Origin of the sequence: Rothia sp. ZJ932 (assembly GCF_016924835.1) — a bacterium.
Classification (GTDB): domain Bacteria; phylum Actinomycetota; class Actinomycetes; order Actinomycetales; family Micrococcaceae; genus Rothia.
On record NZ_CP070480.1, the window covers coordinates 1,147,569 to 1,167,404 of the forward strand.

General features: G+C 52.9%; 18 protein-coding genes. 14 read left to right on the plus strand and 4 right to left on the minus strand.

Annotation, left to right across the window (positions count from 1 at the left end):
* Window positions 1–73 precede the first annotated feature (73 nt).
* Window positions 74–340, minus strand: a complete 267-nt coding sequence (gene rpsT, locus JR346_RS05300) for a 30S ribosomal protein S20 (protein WP_204875857.1) — start codon at window positions 338–340, stop codon at window positions 74–76.
* Between the two features lie 221 nt (window positions 341–561).
* Window positions 562–1,131 carry a type II toxin-antitoxin system PemK/MazF family toxin gene (locus JR346_RS05305; RefSeq protein ID WP_205481879.1) on the minus strand — a complete coding sequence of 190 codons (570 nt, stop codon included), beginning with the start codon at window positions 1,129–1,131 and terminating at the stop codon, window positions 562–564.
* 181 nt (window positions 1,132–1,312) lie between these two features.
* Here JR346_RS05305 and lepA point away from each other — a divergent pair, with 181 nt between their 5' ends.
* Both lepA and hemW read left to right on the plus strand, forming a co-directional pair.
* The gene (gene lepA / locus JR346_RS05310; protein WP_205481880.1) at window positions 1,313–3,169 is read left to right on the plus strand and encodes a translation elongation factor 4; all 1,857 of its coding nucleotides are present in this window, start codon (window positions 1,313–1,315) and stop codon (window positions 3,167–3,169) included.
* Complete coding sequence (gene hemW / locus JR346_RS05315) at window positions 3,166–4,410, plus strand: radical SAM family heme chaperone HemW (protein ID WP_370592566.1); 1,245 nt, start codon at window positions 3,166–3,168, stop codon at window positions 4,408–4,410. The genes lepA and hemW overlap by 4 nt, the downstream gene beginning before the upstream one ends.
* 88 nt (window positions 4,411–4,498) lie before the next feature.
* Here hemW and JR346_RS05320 read toward each other — a convergent pair whose 3' ends face one another.
* Together JR346_RS05320 and JR346_RS05325 are read right to left on the minus strand one after the other, a co-directional pair.
* Entirely contained in the window at window positions 4,499–4,915 is a 417-nt protein-coding gene (locus JR346_RS05320; protein ID WP_239478536.1) for a DUF4870 domain-containing protein, read from the minus strand.
* Between the two features lie 159 nt (window positions 4,916–5,074).
* Window positions 5,075–5,941: a DUF3097 family protein gene (locus JR346_RS05325; protein ID WP_205481882.1), complete on the minus strand. Its 867-nt coding sequence runs from the start codon at window positions 5,939–5,941 to the stop codon at window positions 5,075–5,077.
* 179 nt (window positions 5,942–6,120) lie between these two features.
* Between JR346_RS05325 and hrcA the strand changes: the two genes are divergently transcribed.
* The 12 genes from hrcA to JR346_RS05385 all read left to right on the plus strand — a co-directional run bounded on the left by hrcA (window position 6,121) and on the right by JR346_RS05385 (window position 19,784).
* A complete protein-coding gene (hrcA, locus tag JR346_RS05330; protein WP_205481883.1) occupies window positions 6,121–7,140 on the plus strand; it encodes a heat-inducible transcriptional repressor HrcA in 1,020 nt (339 codons plus the stop codon).
* A gap of 52 nt (window positions 7,141–7,192) precedes the next feature.
* Window positions 7,193–8,320, plus strand: coding sequence for a molecular chaperone DnaJ (gene dnaJ, locus JR346_RS05335; RefSeq protein WP_205481884.1), 1,128 nt, complete (start codon window positions 7,193–7,195; stop codon window positions 8,318–8,320).
* Window positions 8,321–8,332: 12 nt separating this feature from the next.
* Complete coding sequence (locus JR346_RS05340; RefSeq protein WP_204875869.1) at window positions 8,333–9,097, plus strand: 16S rRNA (uracil(1498)-N(3))-methyltransferase; 765 nt, start codon at window positions 8,333–8,335, stop codon at window positions 9,095–9,097.
* A gap of 132 nt (window positions 9,098–9,229) precedes the next feature.
* Complete coding sequence (locus JR346_RS05345; RefSeq protein ID WP_370592567.1) at window positions 9,230–10,336, plus strand: PhoH family protein; 1,107 nt, start codon at window positions 9,230–9,232, stop codon at window positions 10,334–10,336.
* A 5-nt stretch (window positions 10,337–10,341) separates the two neighbouring features.
* The gene (ybeY, locus tag JR346_RS05350; protein WP_204875870.1) at window positions 10,342–10,848 is read left to right on the plus strand and encodes an rRNA maturation RNase YbeY; all 507 of its coding nucleotides are present in this window, start codon (window positions 10,342–10,344) and stop codon (window positions 10,846–10,848) included.
* A 3-nt stretch (window positions 10,849–10,851) separates the two neighbouring features.
* Entirely contained in the window at window positions 10,852–12,117 is a 1,266-nt protein-coding gene (locus JR346_RS05355) for a hemolysin family protein (RefSeq protein WP_205481885.1), read from the plus strand.
* A 211-nt stretch (window positions 12,118–12,328) separates the two neighbouring features.
* Complete coding sequence (locus JR346_RS05360; RefSeq protein ID WP_205481886.1) at window positions 12,329–13,417, plus strand: GTPase Era; 1,089 nt, start codon at window positions 12,329–12,331, stop codon at window positions 13,415–13,417.
* Between the two features lie 103 nt (window positions 13,418–13,520).
* Window positions 13,521–14,990 carry an LCP family protein gene (locus tag JR346_RS05365; protein ID WP_205481887.1) on the plus strand — a complete coding sequence of 490 codons (1,470 nt, stop codon included), beginning with the start codon at window positions 13,521–13,523 and terminating at the stop codon, window positions 14,988–14,990.
* Between the two features lie 303 nt (window positions 14,991–15,293).
* A complete protein-coding gene (gene leuA / locus JR346_RS05370; RefSeq protein WP_239478574.1) occupies window positions 15,294–17,012 on the plus strand; it encodes a 2-isopropylmalate synthase in 1,719 nt (572 codons plus the stop codon).
* Window positions 17,013–17,118: 106 nt separating this feature from the next.
* A complete protein-coding gene (gene recO, locus JR346_RS05375) occupies window positions 17,119–17,895 on the plus strand; it encodes a DNA repair protein RecO (RefSeq protein ID WP_205481888.1) in 777 nt (258 codons plus the stop codon).
* Window positions 17,885–18,661: an isoprenyl transferase gene (locus JR346_RS05380; RefSeq protein WP_204875884.1), complete on the plus strand. Its 777-nt coding sequence runs from the start codon at window positions 17,885–17,887 to the stop codon at window positions 18,659–18,661. The genes recO and JR346_RS05380 overlap by 11 nt, the downstream gene beginning before the upstream one ends.
* A gap of 37 nt (window positions 18,662–18,698) precedes the next feature.
* On the plus strand, window positions 18,699–19,784 hold the full coding sequence (locus JR346_RS05385; RefSeq protein ID WP_205481889.1) for a quinone-dependent dihydroorotate dehydrogenase: 1,086 nt from the start codon (window positions 18,699–18,701) through the stop codon (window positions 19,782–19,784).
* The last annotated feature ends 52 nt before the right edge of the window (window positions 19,785–19,836 follow it).

Here is a 19,836-nt window from a genome sequence, read left to right on the forward strand (position 1 = left end):
CCCCACCTCAAGGTGGAGCCCTATGTGTTTACCACAGACCCTTTATCGGGGTACCGGGTTCATAAGCGAGAACTTATGCTGAAAGCTTGCTGACGCGAGCAGCCAAACCTGACTTCTTGTTTGCAGCGTTCTTTTTGTGAAGAACACCCTTTGAAACTGCTTTGTCGAGCTTGCGGCTTGCGTTACGAAGCGCTTCGTTCGCTGCTTCTACGTTCGCTGCCTCAACAGCCTCGTTGACCTTGCGGATGCTGGTCTTGAGGTCTGACTTGATGGTGTTGTTACGCAGGCGAGCCTTCTCGTTGGTGAGAATGCGCTTCTTCTGAGACTTGATGTTAGCCACGTTTATAAACTTTCTGTTTGTCTAATTGGTCGGTGAGGGCGACGCTGATCGATCATCGACTGAGCGGCGTGGGGATGCCTATGGCAATCAACCAGCTGTATCCGATGACCATCGGACACACAAGTATGAACTTTACCAGAAATAAAGGTAAAGGGCTTTACGATGTGTACCACAGTTTTACCGTGTTGATAGGGCAAAGACCGGGGCGCAAGGGTAAGGGGCTAAGCAAGATTATTTAGCGCATTGATAACCGTGTTAAAGGTTGATTCGGGCATGATGGCACCTTCTCGCCGCACGGCGTCCTCGCGTACCCGAATAATTCGGTTGAGCTTAATTTCTGAGGGTCGCCCTTTCTTGTCCCAGGGGCCCGAACCAATATCAAGGTAGTTAGGGTCACGATTATAGACGTTGGTGTTGTCTTTACTGGTGAGCATCAGTGCTAGCAGGTATTCACCGTCTTTGCCGATAAGTAGTACCGGGCGGTCTTTGCCCTGATTGTAATCGTCTTCGTAGGGCACCCACGTCCAGACCACTTCACCGGGGTCAGGGGAGCCATTGGGAGCGGGAGAGTACTGGGGGCGAATACGTCCGCGGAAATCACCGGGGTAGATGGACGAGTCAGAGCGAGGTATCGGGGTTGAGTGCTGCTGCCGAGATGGACGTGATGCGCCGCTGTTGGCAGGGGAAGAGTCGGTGCCGAAACTTGACCCCTGAGATTTACGTTGAATCTTTTGGTATTCCCTGTAGGCACGCTGACCGAGACTAAGCAGGGTGCGAATATTAAATTTCATACCTCTCACTTTAGCGGTGGCTCGCCAACTTGATAGAGGCTGTAATACCATGCACAGCGGGTCAGATATGAATTTTTGCTAGACTGTGGTGTAAATATGCACTTTTGATTTTCTTCGTGCACTCGTTTCATCACTATTTTCGGTTTCGCGCCCACGCGCATGCGGAAAGGACTCAACCTACGTGTCACCTTTGGCGACTAACCCTCCGGTTCCGGCCTCTACAGAGCCCTCTATCATCCGTAACTTCTGCATCATTGCGCACATTGACCACGGCAAGTCCACTCTTGCTGATCGCATGTTGCAGGCAACCGGTGTGGTGACCCCCCGCGAGATGAAGGCTCAGTACCTTGACCGCATGGATATTGAACGCGAGCGCGGCATCACCATTAAGTCTCAGGCTGTTCGTATGCCCTGGGAAAAAGATGGCGTGAACTACGCACTTAATATGATTGATACCCCCGGTCACGTTGACTTCACCTATGAGGTGTCTCGTTCTCTGGCTGCGTGTGAGGGTGCCTTGTTGCTGGTCGATGCTGCCCAAGGCATTGAGGCGCAGACTCTGGCGAACCTTTATCTTGCAATGGAAAATGATTTGACCATTATTCCGGTGCTGAACAAGATTGACCTACCTGCTGCGCAGCCTGATAAGTATGCAGAAGAGTTAGCGAATTTGATTGGTGTTGAGCCTGAGGACGTATTGCGTGTTTCGGGTAAAACTGGTGAGGGCGTCACTGAGCTGCTTGACCGCATCGTTGATTTGCTGCCTGCCCCTCAAGGTAAAGAGGACGCACCTGCCCGAGCGATGATTTTTGACTCTGTTTATGACTCTTACCGCGGCGTAGTGACTTATGTTCGTGTGGTTGATGGCAGTTTGAAGCCTCGCCAGCGCATCAAGATGATGTCTACGGGTGCTGAGCACGATTTGTTGGAAATCGGTGTGATTTCGCCTGAGCCTGTGCCGACTAAGGGTCTTGGCGTGGGCGAGGTTGGTTACTTGATTACCGGTGTGAAGGATGTTCGCCAGTCGCGTGTGGGTGATACTGTCACCTCTGCTCAAAACGGTGCTGAAGAGTCTCTCGGTGGTTATGAGGATCCCAAGCCGATGGTGTTCTCAGGCTTGTTCCCGATTGATGGCTCTGATTACCCCGTGTTGCGTGATGCCCTTGATAAGCTCAAGCTCAATGACGCGGCTCTGGTTTATGAACCTGAGACTTCGGCGGCTTTGGGCTTCGGTTTCCGTGTTGGTTTCTTGGGTCTTTTGCACCTTGAGATTGTGCGTGAGCGCCTGGAGCGCGAGTTCAACCTTGACCTGATCTCCACCGCACCCAACGTTATTTACGATGTGGTTGCTGAAGACGGTACCGCTCAGCGCGTGACCAACCCCAGTGAGTTCCCTGAGGGTAAAATCGCGACCATCAAAGAACCGATGGTTGCTACCACTATTATTGCCCCCAACGAGTTCGTGGGTGCGATTATGGAGCTGTGCCAGCAGCGTCGCGGCACGATGGGTGGTATGGACTACCTTTCGCAGGAACGCGTGGAGCTGCGTTACCGCCTGCCTCTGGCTGAAATCGTTTTTGATTTCTTCGACCAGCTCAAGTCTAAGACCCGCGGCTATGCGTCCTTGGACTGGAAGCTCGATGGCGAAGAAGAATCAGATTTGGTCAAGGTCGATATTCTCTTGCAGGGCGAAAAGGTGGATGCATTTAGCGCCATCACCCACAAGGACAAGGCTTATTCTTACGGCGTGATGATGACTGCCAAGCTGCGCGAGCTGATTCCTCGCCAGCAGTTTGAGGTGCCCATTCAGGCAGCTATTGGCTCACGTATTATTGCCCGTGAGAACATTCGCGCTATCCGCAAGGACGTTCTGTCGAAGTGCTACGGCGGCGATATTTCGCGTAAGCGTAAGCTGCTGGAAAAGCAGAAGGAAGGTAAGAAACGCATGAAGATGGTGGGACGCGTGGAGGTGCCTCAGGAGGCATTCATTGCTGCTTTATCATCTGGCGAAGAGTCAAAGGACAAGTCGAAGAAGTGACCCCTGCTCAGCCTTTGGGCATGCCTGCTCCGCTTGATGGAATGGTTCCACAGGAATCTGCTATCGGTGCGGAGCAGCGCACGTTAAGTCTCTATGTTCACGTTCCTTTTTGTTCGGTGCGCTGTGGGTACTGTGATTTCAATACCTACGCCACTGACGATTTCGGTAATGGTGTGGGGTTAGAAACCTATGCTCAGGACGCGTGTGCCGAGTTGGACTTTGCGCAGCAGGTGATGCGCTCCTCCGCCCTACCTGAGCGGAAGCTGCACACTGTTTTCTTTGGTGGTGGTACGCCAACCAAATTACCGGCTACAGACCTGGTGAAAATCTTGCAGCGCGCTGTTGAGCTTTTTGGTCTTGAAGAGGGCGCTGAGGTTACGACCGAAGCCAACCCTGATTCTGTGACTGCTGAAGACCTACAGATTTTAGCTGCCGGTGGGTTTACCAGAGTTTCATTTGGTATGCAGTCGGCGGTGCCGGAGGTTTTGCAGGTGCTTGATCGCACCCACACCCCAGCGAATGTTCCCAAGGTGGTGCAGTGGGCTAAAGATGCCGGTCTGCAGGTCTCTGTTGATCTTATTTACGGCACGCCGGGGGAGAGTCTGGAACAGTGGGAGAAGTCTGTCAAAGCCGCTATTTCTTACGCGCCCGATCATATTTCTGCCTACTCACTGATTGTTGAAGACGGAACCAAGCTCGCGGCACAGATTCGTCGTGGGGAGTATGAGATGCCCGACGATGATCTGATGGCAGATATGTACTTGCTGGCAGAGAAACATCTCACCGCTGCTGGCTACAGCTGGTACGAGGTATCGAACTATGCTTCATCGCGGGAAACCCGCAGTACCCACAACTTTGCCTACTGGAAGAACCAGGATTGGTGGGGTGTTGGGCCCGGTGCTCATTCACATCTGAATGGCACCCGATGGTGGAATGTTAAGCACCCCGTGGCTTACTCCGGTAAGGTCTGCCTCGGGCAGTCCCCGGCGGCAGCCCGTGAAGTTCTCGGAGAAAAGACCAAGAACTTTGAGGACATCATGCTCATGGTGCGAACCATTGAGGGGTATTCAATTAACAAACTACAGCAGGTACACGGGCAGGCTCTGGACGCTAAACTTCAGTGGTTGCTGAACCAAGACTTAGTTGAGCCTGAAGCCTTGAAAAACGGACGCCTTGTTCTCACCCTCAATGGCAGACTGCTGGGCGATGCTGTTACTCGTGAGTTGCTCCCCGAACTATAAACAGTTCTTTTAATCAAGAAACCGCCTCTCTTCATGAAATGAAGAGAGGCGGTTTATCTATGAAAACTTGTTGGTGAAACAGATAACCCTAGCGACGAACACGAATCACATCGAAGAGGCGGGTGTTCAGTGGGTACTGGTAGGGGTTGCCGCGGTTAACACGAATACCTGCATAGAGCGACATACTCGCCAGTATAACCCACACTAGCGCTGCTACCAAACCGAAAATCCATCCAATGCCGGGAAGGCTTGATAAGAAGAATGATGCCAACGCAATAATGGTAGGCAGCAGAGTGAAGTTCAATGCCTCGCGGGCTTCCTGCTGGGCGAAAGGCGCGCGTCCTTTGTACAGGTAGTAGATAACTGCTGAGGGAATACAACCCAGTACACCACCAAAATGGGCGAGCGTCGCTATATTTCTGTCTTCAGCAACGCTCAGTTTGCCGGCAGCTGCTGCGGTGCCATTAAACTGCGATTCGGCGGGAACCTGTGAGGTTGTTTTCAAGGATGTACTCGTTTTCATAAAAGGGTAAAGATCAAGCAGGGTGAAGCTCTGTTAGTGTCACCACAACAGGCTACGGGGTTCTTGAATATTTTAGATACTGAGCGGTAACGGGCGCAGTTTCAAACCCCACATTTACGGTAAATCTTCGAAAGATTTATATCACACTTTCTTCACATCGTCGGTGAGAAAATCAATGAGGGATTCTACCGGTCCCAAAATACTGGGTTCTAAATCAGCGTACGAATTAACTTTTGAGAGCATGAACTTCCAGGCGTGAGCGATGTCTTCCTGCGAATCGTGGGGGAGCCCTAACCGTTTGAGCATGCCCTTTTTCCATTCTTCGCTGCGGGGCACGGTGGGCCAGCGGCTTAATCCCAGCGCCTGGGGTTTGATAGCCTGCCAGACATCAACAAAGGGGTGACCAACAATTTCCACGTTACCGCGGGCACCGGGAACGGCGAGCGCTTCGGTAGCGATGCGACTTTCTTTGGTTCCGCTGATGAGGTGATCCACCAAAATACCGAGTTTACGCTGCGGCCCCGGTGCGAAACTCCTCATAGCAGCGGCAAGGTCATCAACACCGTGCAGGGGCTCTACGACAATGCCCTCCACACGTAGGTCGTGACCCCAGACTTTCTCAATCAATTCTGCATCGTGGGTACCTTCAACCCACAGACGGGACGCGCGCGCCACCTTCGCAGGCGCATTGGCAACCTCAAAGGAGCCCGAACGGGAAATCTTACGCACTGGGGCTTGTTTTTTACTCCTGGGTGCAACCACCGTGACAGGCTGCCCTTCTAGAAGAAAACCGGCGCCCAACGGGAACTTTTTAACCCGCCCGGCAGCGTCCTCTAGACCGAACACCTGCATGCCTCCGATAGTCTCAAAAGAGACAACGACCCCTACCCAGCCGCTCTCAACATCCTCTAGAAGAAGCCTAGGCGCTAGGTAGAGGGCGCGGGATGCCGTACCACGGTGTTGTTGAGATAAAGCACCCAAATCTCGGGCACCCCAGGGCTGGCTCATAGTGTCTCCTTGGTGGTTAGCGCACGTATCTACATCAGTATTCTACGCGCTACCCTTGAGCCTTGAGCGTACGAACTGGAGCGCACTACCTCTACAGTATTAGAGTTGGTGTTAGCACTGGGCACCTAAGAGTGCTAATTTTTATCGGACTGCTGCGTAGAGAAGGGAGGATGCCCCGCATGAACCGTGAACGACATTTTCAGGTTTTACAAGCAATTATTGAGGACTACGTTCATTCGCGTGAGCCGGTTGGCTCCAAAGCCCTCATTGAGCGTCATAGTCTTGGTGTTTCAAGTGCAACTGTTCGTAACGATATGGCTCATCTTGAAGAGCAGGGGCTGATTAGTGCACCTCACGCTAGCGCCGGCAGAATCCCTACCAACGATGGCTACCGTCTTTTCGTCGACAAAATAGCCGGAGTTAGACCCCTCAACGAACCCCAGCGTCGAGCCATAGCCCAGTTTCTCGACGGGGCGACCGACATTGACCAGCTGATGGATCGAACCGTCAGGTTGCTCTCGCAACTCACCCGGCAGGTAGCTGTGATTCAGCACCCAGTAGAGGAATCGCTCACCATTAGGCATATCGACGTTATTGAGGTGGCTGATAGACAGCTCATGGTCTTGGTGGTGCTCAGCAACGCAGAAGTTCTGCAGAGGGTCTTGACGTTTGACGCAACTGACCACAATGGGCAGAGCCAACGGCAGCACATTAATAGCGCCGCAATCGCAGCTCTCTTACGTAGCACCTACCTCGGGCAACCCCTGGAACAACTAGGACGTGTCTGCCCGGCGAGCACAGGAGAAACTTCATACCCCGTCGCCCTCAACGACGCTCTACAACAGCTTGCAGATGAAGCGAAACCTCACCGTATGACTTTTGCCGGGACTTCTTACCTCGCCCAATCAACCCAAGATTTTCCTCACAGCATCGCCCCGATTCTCGATGCTCTAGAGGAACAAGTAGTAGTCTTAAGGTTGTTAGAGGAACTTTCCCACGATCAACGGGGATTTTCAGTTAAAATCGGTGCAGAAAGTCAGCTTGACCCACTCACCGACGCCGCCGTGGTAGCAACAGGTTACGGCTTTAACAACACCGCGAAAATAGGTATCGTGGGGCCCATTCGCATGGACTACCCCGGCAATATCACTCTGGTACGAGCGGTAGCATCTTACCTTTCCAAAACTTTGAACCACTAACTCCCACATTTTTTCTAAAAATACACAGCGATCTACAGAAAGAGAATATTTAGTGAGCAGCCATTACGACACCCTCGGCGTTTCACGCGATGCCACCGCTGAAGAGATTAAGAAGGCATACCGCACGAAAGCTCGCAAGCTGCACCCCGATATCAACCCTGGCGAAGAGGCAGCTGAAGAGTTCAAGAGGGTATCGCACGCCTATGAGGTTCTTTCTGACCCGCAGAAGCGCGATATCTATGATCGTACGGGCAACGAAAACGGCAACGCCCAGGGCTTTGGCGGCGGTGGCGGTTTCAGTGGCTTCGGTGGATTTGAAGATATTTTCAACACCTTCTTCAGCCAGCAGCCCCAGGGCCCGGCAAGCCGTACCCGCCAGGGTCAGGATGCGCTGATTAACGTCCGTATTGATTTACGTGAAGCTGTTTTCGGCATCAATAAAGAAATCACCGTTGATACAGCTGTGGTGTGTTCTCACTGTGCGGGTGAAGGAGCTGAGCCCGGTACCCACCCCGAAACTTGTGATACCTGTGCCGGTCAGGGGTACATGCAGCGTCAGGTGCAGTCAATCTTGGGTACCGTTGTTCAGCCGGTGCAGTGCCCCAGCTGTAACGGTTACGGCACCGTTATCAAGACCCCCTGTAACGAGTGCTACGGTGAGGGACGCGTGCGCGAGCGCAAGCCGCTCACTATTAAAATTCCTGCGGGTGTAGCAGACGGTACTCGTATTCGCCTAGCTGGTCAGGGTGAAGCGGGTGTGGCAGGTGGTCCTAACGGTGACCTGTACGTTGAGTTGCACGTCAACCAGGATTCAACTTTCACCCGTGAGGGCGATGATTTGCACGCCACTATGGTTATTTCGATGGCGGCAGCAGCTTTGGGTACCACTATCACCCTTGAGACCTATGATGGTCCGCAGGAAATTTTGGTTAAGCCCGGCACTCAGTCAGGTGATGTTGTCACCCTCAAGGAATTGGGCGTGAACCGTTTACGTGCGGGCGGACGCGGTAACCTCCGCGTACACCTTGAAGTTCGGATTCCCACTGACCTCACCGACCACCAGCGCGATTTGTTGCAGCAGTTCGCAGCATCGCGTAATGAAGACTTGGCAGTGAGTGAAACCGTTGAGCAGAAGCACAATAGCGGCTTCTTCTCGCGCTTCAAAGAACGCTTTCAGTAGGAGTACACCAAAATGACCGCACCCATTTTCTACCCCGATGACCTCGATGTGGGCGAGTTAGCGGTGGGCGATACCGTCACGCTGACCGGGGACGAGGGGCACCACGCTAAAAACGTCAAGCGATTGAGCGTGGGTGAAGCTATTGATATAGCTGATGGGTGCGGTACCCGCTTGGTGGGGGAAGTAGCGCAGGTTATTCCAGAAGGGCTAGCTGTTCGCATTAGGGCGATCACGCAGGAGGCTAAGGCAACTGGCATCTATCTGGTGCAAGCACTCGCCAAAAACGATCGCGATTTAATGGCGATTGAGATGGCTACAGAGCTAGGTGCGGTGGGTATCGTGCCCTGGTCAGCTGACCGCTCCATTGTGCGCTGGAAGGGTGAACGCGCGTCCAAGTCCTACGCCAAATGGCAGAAAACTGTTCAAGCGGCAGCTAAGCAGTCTCGGCGGGCACTGATTCCCACTGTCTATGACTTGCACTCGTCCAAGCAGCTTGCCCAGATGGTTGCCGAGGTTACCTCTGAGGGTGCTGCTGTGTTCATCCTTCACGAACAGGGCAATCAGCGTCTTACTGACCACCTGCGCGTTCTAGACGTCGCGCAGGTACCCGAGGTTTATGTGGTGGTCGGCCCTGAAGGTGGTATCAGCGATGCCGAGGTGGACGCGCTAGTGGCGGCAGGGGCCTCTGTCGGATTATTGGGAACAGAGGTTCTGCGTAGCTCAACCGCGGGAGCCGCTGCTCTCTCTGCACTGAATCTGTGGAGCAAAGCCTGGTAACCAAAAGTTCTTTTAAAAAACGTGAGGAGGGTGGGTGCTCACCCCGCCCTAGATATAACCTGAAAAATAACAGTCACTTTCAACCCTCTAAGGAGTTCGACTGCCAGCTGTCTACCGCTGGCGTCTTGACATATGACTACACCAACAACAGATACCTACCGTCCCATCAATGTGGCTCGTACTTTCACCTTCTCATCACGCAGTGAAATGGTGACGGTCTTGGGTGCGCACGATTCATCGCTGAAACTCATTGAGCAGCAGTTCCCGGGTATCACCATCAGACCCAAAGACCTCGATATTGTGGTTACCGGCCCAGCTGCCCTCGTAGCTACTACCGTCCGTTTGCTTTCTGAACTGCGCGTGCTAGCAAGTAGTGGCACCATCATCTCCCCGGACGTTATTCAGCGCATGCTGACTATGCTCGCTGCTGAAATGGCGAACCCTGCCTCAGCGATGAGCCAGAATATTCTGAGTTCGCGTGGTAAAAGCATCCGCCCTAAAACGGTCAATCAGAAAACCTACGTTGATGCTATTGACGCCAACACCGTAGTTTTCGGCATCGGTCCGGCTGGTACCGGTAAAACCTACCTAGCGATGGCAAAGGCTGTTCAGGCATTGCAAGCGAAAGAAGTCAATCGTATTATCCTCACGCGACCGGCTGTTGAAGCTGGCGAGCGCCTGGGCTTTTTGCCCGGTACTTTGAACGACAAGATTGACCCTTACTTGCGTCCGCTCTACGATGCTTTGCACGACATGATGGATCCTGAGTCTATTCCGCGTTTGATGGAGGCAGGCACTATTGAGGTTGCTCCGCTTGCTTACATGCGCGGTCGTACGCTCAATGACGCCTTCATTATTCTCGATGAGGCTCAGAATACTACCGTGGAGCAGATGAAGATGTTCCTAACCCGTTTGGGCTTTGGCTCCAAGATGGTTATTACCGGTGACGTGACGCAGATTGATTTGCCCAATGGGCAGGCATCCGGTCTTAAGCAGGTACGTGAAATCCTGAAGAATGTAGATGATATTCACTTCTCAATTCTCGAATCTGTTGATGTAGTGCGCCACAATTTGGTCTCGGACATTGTGACTGCTTACGACCAGTGGGATGAAGATAAAACCGCAATGGAACGCAAGCGTAACCGCAAGGTCAAGCGGGCAACTATCGAAGCGGCGGCTGAGAAGTTGCTTGAGCGTTCAGGCATTGACGGTAAAGACGAAAAGCCCCGTGGGGAGTAGCGAACGTGGCAGTTGAATTTGATATCGAAGAACCCGGCGATAACGCATCGGTTGAGGTGCGCGCATCTTTTGCTGAGGTTGATACTGCTGAGCTGACTCGCTTGGTGAGCTTCGCCTTTGAGCGTCTTTACCTTTCACCCGATACTGAGCTTTCCGTCAATGTGGTGGGTGAGGACGAGATGGAGCGTATTCACCTGGAGTGGATGGACCTACCCGGCGCTACCGATGTGATGTCTTTTCCCATGGACGAGATGGTCGAGGGAATTCCTGATGAACCTAGTGAGGGAGTGCTTGGCGATATTGTGCTGTGCCCGCCGGTTGCTGCTCGTCAGGGCGCGGATGCCGGTCACAGTACTCTTGATGAGCTGTGCCTTTTGACAGTCCACGGAATTTTGCACTGCCTGGGTTACGATCACGCTACCGCTGAGGCAGAAGCTGAGATGTTCGGTATTCAGCGCAATATTCTCAGAGAGTTTTTGGGACGTGAAGCTCCCGTAGAGACGAGGCACTAAGCGGTGATACCTGTACTTCTGATACTGGGCTGTATTCTTCTGGTCTTTTTGTGCTATGTGATGACAGCTGCGGAGTCAGCTTTTGTCTACCTTTCGCGCGCAGATGCAAAGCGTATCAAAGAATCTCCGCGTCGTACACTGACGTTGCTGCAAGAAACTGGACGGTTCATGTTTGCCGTCAGGTTCTGGCGCGTTATTTTTGAGACTGCAGCAACGGTACTTTTCTTCCTCTTTGTTGCTTATTTTGCCGGGGTTTCCTGGTTAGCGACCATCATTACCGTGCTGGTGATGAGCGCGGTGGGTTTTGTTTTCTTCAGCACTGCACCGCGTCAGTTGGGGCGCGCTAACTCTTACATGGTGTTCAGATTTTTTGGTCTGATTATCACTTTCTTTGGGGTCGTTTTGGGTCCGCTACCCGATTTGATGATTGCTTGGACCAAGCGTAGAAATCCCACCGAAGCTGAAGAAAAAGCCGGTTACTTCACGGAAGAAGAGCTGCGAGAGTTCGTTGATCGCGCTACCATCTCAGACGCTATCGAGGACGAAGAGGCACAGATGGTTCACTCTATCTTTGAGATGGATGAAACCTTTATTCGCTCCCTTATGGTGCCCCGCACCGATATGGTGACAGTTGGACTGGACGAAGATTTGCAGGACGCGCTTCATCTGATGTTGCGTTCGGGCTATTCCCGTGTGCCTGTGTTGGGCGAGACTGTTGACGATGTGCAGGGTTTGTTGTACCTCAAGGACGTTACCCAGAACTATGTGGACGCTGCAGATGGTGAGACTTTGCCTAGCGTTGCTGAGGTCATGCGTGAGCCGCGCTTTGAGCCCGAGTCTAAGCGAGCTTTGGAGCTGCTACAGCAGATGCAGAGCGAATCTACACATGTCGCGATTGTGATTGACGAGTACGGTGGAACCGCAGGTCTGGTGACTTTGGAGGATCTCATCGAGGAACTCGTGGGTGAAATTGCCGATGAGTATGATAACGATAAACCCGAGGTCGTGAGGCAAGAAGATGGTACCTTCAAGATTAGCTCACGTTTGAGTATTGAAGAACTGGGGGAGACCCTCGATGTAGATCTTGAGGATGAAGAGGTCGAAACTGTGGGCGGTCTGCTATCGAAGCACCTGGGACGTGTGCCAATCATTGGTAGTGAAGTGGTGGTCGAGGGTCTTCATATTCGCGCTATTGGCACTCAGGGCAGACGCAACCAGATTGCAACCTTGTTGGTCTGGGCAGAACCTAAACCTGCTGTGACTCCGTAAGGATTTTGGGGCTGTCTATCTTCTTGATAGGTAGCCCCTTTTCTGTGTCTGTTGGTACCTGTTGGGCGGCAGCTACTGGTTGGATGAATTATGAGGTGCTCGGCAAAGAATCACAGTGCGTGATTGCTTGGTGAGGTACCACAGGGTTCCATCACGGGGTAAAGTAAACCCCAAAGGTTTCATTTATTTTGATGTTTTATGAGGAGACGGTATGGATTTTGCTTCTTTCCCCGATGATTACAAGGCAGGTTTCGCGGTTTTCGTCGGACGCCCCAACGCAGGTAAGTCTACGTTGACGAATGCGCTGGTGGGGCAGAAAGTAGCAATCACTTCTAACCGCCCCCAGACCACCCGTCACACTATTCGCGGTATTGTACACCGGGACGCATTTCAGCTGGTTTTGGTAGACACTCCCGGTTTGCACCGTCCCCGCACTCTGCTGGGTGAGCGTCTGAATGATTTGGTGGCGCAGACTCTGGCTGAGGTTGATGTTATCGGTTTTTGCATTCCGGCTAATGAGAAAATTGGTCCCGGTGATCGTTACATCGCTACCCAGCTCGCTGCTGCGGGTAACAAGCCTATCGTGGCGATTGTAACCAAGGCAGATACCGTGAGTCAGGAAGAACTGGCGGCGCAGCTTCTTGAGGTTTCGCGTATGGGTGAGGAAATCATGAGCGCTGAGCGCGCGGTGCGTGCCGAGCGCAAACGCAAGCAGACTTCACGCAAAAAGGGTGATTTGGCTCTGCCTTTCCGTAAGGATTCAGGGCCCGCTGCTCAGCGTCGCAAAACCGGTGCAACCGCGTCCACCCCGGCAAATGATGGCAAGGGTGGCTGGGCAGATATTATTCCTGTCTCGGCAGTCAATGGCTACCAGGTGGAGCAGGTCGCTGAGCTGCTGGCATCACGGATGCCCGATTCGCCCCCGCTGTACCCGGAGGGTGAGCTGACCGATGAGCCTGAGGCAACTCTGGTGGCTGAGCTTGTACGTGAGGCATCTTTGGAGGGTGTGCGCGATGAACTGCCGCACTCTGTAGCTGTCACCGTTGAGGAAATGTCTCTGCGCGAAGGTCGCCCCGAGCACAACCCTCTGCTTGATATTCACGTCAATCTTTACGTGGAGCGTGATTCGCAGAAAGCTATTATTATCGGTAAACGTGGTTCGCGTCTGAAAGAAATTGGGGCAACCTCACGTCAAAATATCGAGGCGCTCCTGGGAACCAAAGTCTACCTCAATATTCATGTCAAGGTCGCTAAAGACTGGCAGCGAGACCCCAAGGCACTGGGCAGACTGGGCTTCTAGCCTCAGGTTCTCCCAGCTTAAGCTGGTATTTAGACTAAAGGTTATGCTCCGGGGCCCTTCAATGCACCGAGCAGTATAGGTATAGAACAGGTTTTCAATTCAGATGGCTTCACACCAGGACAAAGGGTATGCAGCTGCTGGTCGCCACATGCGCCAGCAACCCCAACGTTCCCACCGATTCCGTTGGCTCGCCCTTGCAGTAGTTGCTTCTTTAGTCTTTGTGCTGGGTCTTGGCGGCTTCGTTTTTTTGCGCCTGCAGAACAACGTTCAAACCGCTGCCCTCAACCTTGGCGAGAAAACCGCTGAGCTTGAAAACGGCGCCCTTGATATTTTGGTGATTGGCTCAGATACCCGTGCTGGCGCTAACGCTGATTACGGTGATGAGTCTGACCGTCAGTCAGCGGCACGTTCAGATGTCATGATGCTGGTTCAGGTCAGCAAGGACCGCAAGCGTATTACCTCACTGTCTTTTCCTCGCGATTTGATGGTTGATATTCCGCAGTGTACCGATACTGAAACTGACACCGTCTACCCTGCCACCGAAGATACCCAGATCAATGAGTCGTTATCACGCGGTGGTCCCGGTTGTACTGTAGCCACCATTTCTAAAATTACCGGCGTCAATATTGATCACTTTATGCTGGTTGATTTTAACGCTGTGAAGTCTTTAAGCCAGGTTGTGGGCGGTGTGCAGGTGTGTGTCACCCAAGAAATTGATGACTCATACTCAGGTCTCAAACTGCCTGCGGGCATCTCAACTGTTGAGGGTGAGCAGGCACTGTCTTTCTTGCGCTCACGCCACGGTTTTGGTGATGGTTCTGATACCGGTCGCATTCAGGCACAGCAGGGCTTCATGGCTGCGCTGCTGCGTAAGGTTCAGGCTGAAGGTACACTGACCAACCCCGGTATGCTTTTGAACATCGCTGAAGCTATTACTCAAAACGTGACTGTTGATGAAGGGCTGACCAACGTGCGGACGCTGGCGGGCATGGGCGCGGTTTTTGGTCAGGTTGACCTGGGTAAGGTTGTGTTCGCTACTGTTCCGACTGAACCTTATGAACTGGATGCCAATAAGCTTCAGCTTTCTACTGAAGCCTCCACCGTTTTCAAAAAGCTACGCATTGATGAGAGCCTCATCGAGCCAGCACCGGAACCCGAAGCTGCCAGTGAGGAGGAGTCAGCTGAGACTCCTGCAACCGAGGAAATCGTTTACCAGACCCTCATTGAGGTCAACGTACTCAATGCCTCTGGTGCCGATAATCGCGAAGAGCACATCGTCAAGCTCGTAGAATCCCTTGACTACTCTGCTGTTTCCGGTAGCGAAAGCGACATCGAGTACGCTGCATCCTCTATCTCTTACCCGTATGGCTTTGAGGCTGAGGCACAGCAGATCGCTGAGAAGCTGGGTATCACCGCGGTCGCTCCCTCTGGTGTAGCCACCGCTATCGAAATCATCATTGGCACTGATTTTGCAGAAGGGGATGTACTGGGGCAGAGCGCCACCGAAATCGCAGGTGGTGCCACCGGTCAGACCGCTGACCAGGTGACCTGTCAGCAGTCATTTTCCTACTAAATCTCACCCAAGGCTCCGCCCTGGGCACCTTCTTCACGAACGGTTCCGGGGTTTTATTTACCACCACCAGAGACCAAATATTGAGACAAGGCGAGAGGGGTAGGGGATAGGTAGTTGCCATCTGCTACTTTGAGAGTGTGATGACGGTTATCATGCGACGAGAGCTCCTGAGCCGCAGCGAGTTTACCCACTAGGACTGACTTCCTCGCTGCGGTGTTTGTGTGCTTTAGAGTTAGCCGTTCAACTATTCACCCCCACATCTGGAAGATTAAAACCGTGGTAAATCAGCAAAAGCCCTCACCCATGCCGGTTCATAAGTACCGCTCATTCCAAGATCAGATTGATATCTCGCTGCCTGATCGCACCTGGCCTGAAAAGGTCATTACCAAGGCGCCTCGCTGGTGCGCCGTAGATTTGCGCGATGGCAATCAGGCACTGATTGACCCCATGGATACCGAGCGCAAGCTGGCGATGTTTACTCTGCTCGTGAAGATGGGCTACAAGGAAATCGAGGTTGGCTTCCCCTCAGCCTCACAGACAGACTTCAACTTTGTGCGCACCCTCATTGAAGACGGTCACATTCCTGAAGATGTCACCATTCAGGTATTGACTCAGGCACGGGAACACCTCATTCAACGTACTTTTGAGGCTATTGACGGTGCACCACAGGCTATCGTCCATTTCTACAACTCCACTTCGATTCTCCAGCGCAAGGTTGTTTTTAAGCAGGATCAGGACGGTATTCTTGACATTGCTTTGAACGGTGCCCGCCTGTGCATGAAGTACGAGGAGCAGTTGCAGAGCAATACTAAGGTGCGCTACGAGTACTCACCCGAATCGTTCACCGGTACAGAGCTCGAATTTGCTGTACGTGTATGTAACGCGGTTACCGATGAACTCAAAATCGGTGAGGGCCGGGAGGTTATTGTGAACCTACCCGCCACCGTTGAAATGGCTACCCCCAATGTTTATGCTGACTCGATTGAGTGGATGGGTCGCCACCTCACCAATCGTGAGCACATCATTATTTCTTTGCACCCCCACAATGACCGCGGCACCGGTGTTGCGGCAGCAGAGCTAGGCTACTTGGCGGGCGCTGACCGTATTGAGGGGTGCCTCTTTGGCAATGGCGAGCGCACTGGCAACGTAGATTTGGTGACTCTGGGGCTGAACCTCTACACTCAGGGCATCGACCCAGAGATTGATTTCTCGAATATTGATGAGATTCGCCGTACTGTTGAGTATGCCAACCAGCTGAAAGTCCATGAACGTTCACCCTACGGTGGCGATTTGGTCTTTACCGCTTTCTCTGGCTCGCACCAGGACGCGATTAAGAAGGGCTTTGAGGTCATGGAAGCCGACGCCGCTGAGCAGGGTGTCTCGGTTGGGGATTTGGTCTGGGCAGTACCTTACCTGCCAATTGATCCTAAGGACGTCGGACGCAGCTATGAAGCGGTTATTCGCGTTAATTCCCAGTCGGGTAAAGGTGGCGTTGCTTATCTGCTTAAGCGTGATCGCGGTATCGAGTTGCCCCGCCGCGCACAGGTCGAGTTCTCACAGATTGTGCAGAGCCGTACCGATAGCCAGGGCGGGGAGTTCAGTAGTGAAAGCCTGTGGGAGATTTTCCACGACGAGTACCTGCCTGCGCACACCGCTGAAGGGCGCTGGGGCAAGTACCGTATTGACACCATCAACATCGACTCGCAAGAGAACGGCGATACCGCCTTGCGCATCGGTTTGCTCATTGATGGGCACCGCTTTGAACGCACCGGTCACGGTAATGGTCCTATCGATGCGATGCAGCGGATCCTCTCAGCAGAGGGGGTCGATGTGCGTCTGATGGATTACTCAGAGCACACCATGGGTGCCAGCTCTAATGCTCAGGCAGCAAGCTACATTGAGGCTGCTGTGGGTAGTCGCGTGCTGTGGGGTATCGGCATCGATAATTCGACAACTCGCGCGTCTTTGAAGGCTATGATTAGTGCGGTTAACCGTGCTTTGCGCGATGAGGTTGCTGCCTAAGCTGCAGCTTTGTTAGCGAAGTGAAGGTAATAAGGGGCGAGGGATTTTTTCTTTCGCCCCTTCTGTTCTTGTGTCTCGAGAAATGTAGGCGTGAGATAATGGGGAAGTGAGTCATGCTTCAGCCCTTTCTTCTCGCTCGTACAGAGATATCGCCATTGTGTTGCGCACCCAGCAATTGGGTGAGGCGGATCGTATTATTATTGCCCTGACCCAGCAGCACGGGGTTGTTCACGCTGTGGCTAGGGGAGTTCGTCGTAGCTCCTCTAAAATTGGTGCCCGTCTTGAGCCCTTTATGGTGGTTGACCTTTCGCTGGTGAAGGGCAAAAATCTCGATACTGTTTCTCAGGTAGTAACTCGCAAAGCCTATACGGCAGCGATTATGGGGGACTACGATGCTTTTACCGTGGCATGCGTGCTATCGGAGCTCACCGAAGCCTTGACTACCTACGATATTGAGCAGCAGGTCGCTTTCTTCAATGTGTTAGCTGGTGCTTTATCTTCGCTAGCCCAAGCCAGCCACCACCCCCTTGATGTACTTAATGCTTTTGCTTTGCGTACGATGGCGTTAGCAGGGTGGAGTATTGTTCTTGATGCCTGTTCAGTGTGCGGTGCCGCAGAAAATGCCAACTATTTTTCCCCGGAATATGGGTTTGTTGACGCAGGATGCGCTGCTTCGTTGGCTGATCGATTCTACCCGCTGAGCGATGCCGTAAAATTGTATATACGCGCAGTTTTTCAAGGACGCTGGGAACACGTAGATACCCTCACAGAGCATACCGTTCGGTCGAGGTCACTGTATCTTGTATCGCTTTACGTACGCTGGCACCTTGAAAAACCCGTAAAAACTTTGGACGCTCTAGTGAAGGACACCAATGCACGTTAAGCCCTATGCTCACCCCAGTGGTGCTACAGCTCCTGCCATTCCGCGCCAGTTCATTCCCCAGCACGTTGCGGTGGTAATGGACGGCAACGGTCGCTGGGCGAACGAGCGCGGCTTGCCCCGTAACGAGGGACATAAGGCTGGTGAAGCGGCTTTGCTGGACGTCGTGGCAGGTGCTATTGAAATGGGCATTCCCCACGTGTCTGCTTACGCTTTTTCCACAGAAAACTGGAAGCGCTCATTGGATGAGGTCAGCTTCCTCATGCGCTTTTGTACCGACGTATTAGACCGCCAGCTTGAAACCCTCAAAAGCTGGGGTGTTCGCATTCGCTGGGCAGGTAGGCGTCCTAAACTCTGGAAATCAGTGATTCGCCAGCTTGAGCAGTGCGAAGAAGAGACCAAAAATAATACGGTCTGTACCCTCACCATGTGCGTAAACTATGGCGGACGTGCCGAAATTGCGGACGCTGCTGCTGCCATCGCTCAAGATGTATTAGACGGCAAAATTAAACCTAAGAGTGTTAACGAAAAGATTTTCCAGCGCTACCTCGATGAACCTGACCTACCCGATGTAGACCTTTTTCTGCGTACCAGCGGCGAACAGCGTTTCTCAAACTTTTTGCTCTGGCAAAGTGCCTATGCAGAGATGGTCTTTATGAACGTTCTATGGCCTGACGTTGACCGTCTAACGCTCTGGGAAGCAGTCGAACAGTATGCCCAACGCGACCGCAGATACGGCGGCGCCGTCGACAAGATAGCTAAAAAGTAGCAGTATTCGCATCGAAATCAGAAACCGAGGTCAGCCCATGCGCATTTACCCCATATTTTTCAAAGTATTTTTTACTCCGATGAACCCAGAAAAAGCCCACCAGGTGGGATACTGGGGCGTTAATTTCTTACGGCAGGTGGGCGTGAGCTCAGTAGCACGGCGCTTTCTGGCTCCGCACCCCAGCCTACAGACAACTGTTATGGGTCTGACCTTTCCCTCGCCCTTTGGCGTGGCAGCCGGTTTTGATAAAAAGGGCGGAGCTATCAATGCTCTGGGCAACCTGGGTTTCGGTCATATTGAGATTGGTACCGTGACCGGTCAAGCTCAGCCGGGAAATCCCAAGCCTCGTCTCTTTCGGTTAGTTGACGATAAAGCTGTTATCAACCGCATGGGCTTTAACAATGACGGGGCCGCATCGGTTGGTCCGCGACTAGCAGCCGCACGCGCTGATTTTGACCACGACTACGGTCAGAGCGTTCGCCCCATCATGGGCGTCAATATCGGCAAAACCAAGGTGGTTGAACTTGAGGACGCAATTGAAGACTACCTCATGAGCACCCGCACCCTAGCACCGCAGGCTGACTACCTGGTGGTTAATGTTAGCTCACCCAACACCCCTGGCTTGCGCGATCTCCAGGCGGTGGAAACTCTTAAGCCTCTGCTGGAGGCAGTGCGCGCTGAAGCTGACCGCGTTGTCACCGATCGTAGGGTGCCGCTCACCGTGAAGATCGCCCCGGATCTTGCCGATGAAGACATCATCGATGTGGCGCGCATGGCTCTGGAGCTAAAGCTCGATGGAATCATCGCCACCAACACCACTATCGCCCGGAACGGTATGGGGTTGGTTTCTTCCCGCGAGAAAATTGATGCGATTGGTGCCGGTGGTCTTTCCGGTCAGCCTCTGGCTTCGCGAGCGCTTGAGGTTCTGCGCATTCTCAAGGAAGAAGTGGGGGAGCAGCTAGCTCTCATCGCGGTTGGCGGTGTAACCACCGCTCAAGATATACAAGATCGCCTGGACGCGGGCGCGGACTTGGTGCAGGGCTACACAGCTTTTCTGTATGAGGGGCCGCTGTGGGCATACCGCATCAACCGCGGTCTCAAAGCCTTGCGTCGTAATTCCTAAACGGTAAGAGTACTATAAAAGGGCTACCACTGTGTATCAGTCGTAGCCCTTT

Bases quoted from the DNA above. Each gene is read 5' to 3' on its own strand.
- JR346_RS05385 (WP_205481889.1), top strand. From the start codon at position 18,699: ATGCGCATTTACCCCATATTTTTCAAAGTATTTTTTACTCCGATGAAC.
- hrcA (WP_205481883.1), top strand. From the start codon at position 6,121: ATGAACCGTGAACGACATTTTCAGGTTTTACAAGCAATTATTGAGGAC.
- JR346_RS05360 (WP_205481886.1), top strand. From the start codon at position 12,329: ATGGATTTTGCTTCTTTCCCCGATGATTACAAGGCAGGTTTCGCGGTT.
- JR346_RS05340 (WP_204875869.1), top strand. From the start codon at position 8,333: ATGACCGCACCCATTTTCTACCCCGATGACCTCGATGTGGGCGAGTTA.
- JR346_RS05380 (WP_204875884.1), top strand. From the start codon at position 17,885: ATGCACGTTAAGCCCTATGCTCACCCCAGTGGTGCTACAGCTCCTGCC.
- JR346_RS05365 (WP_205481887.1), top strand. From the start codon at position 13,521: ATGGCTTCACACCAGGACAAAGGGTATGCAGCTGCTGGTCGCCACATG.
- JR346_RS05325 (WP_205481882.1), bottom strand. From the start codon at position 5,941: ATGAGCCAGCCCTGGGGTGCCCGAGATTTGGGTGCTTTATCTCAACAA.
- leuA (WP_239478574.1), top strand. From the start codon at position 15,294: ATGCCGGTTCATAAGTACCGCTCATTCCAAGATCAGATTGATATCTCG.
- JR346_RS05345 (WP_370592567.1), top strand. From the start codon at position 9,230: ATGACTACACCAACAACAGATACCTACCGTCCCATCAATGTGGCTCGT.
- JR346_RS05305 (WP_205481879.1), bottom strand. From the start codon at position 1,131: ATGAAATTTAATATTCGCACCCTGCTTAGTCTCGGTCAGCGTGCCTAC.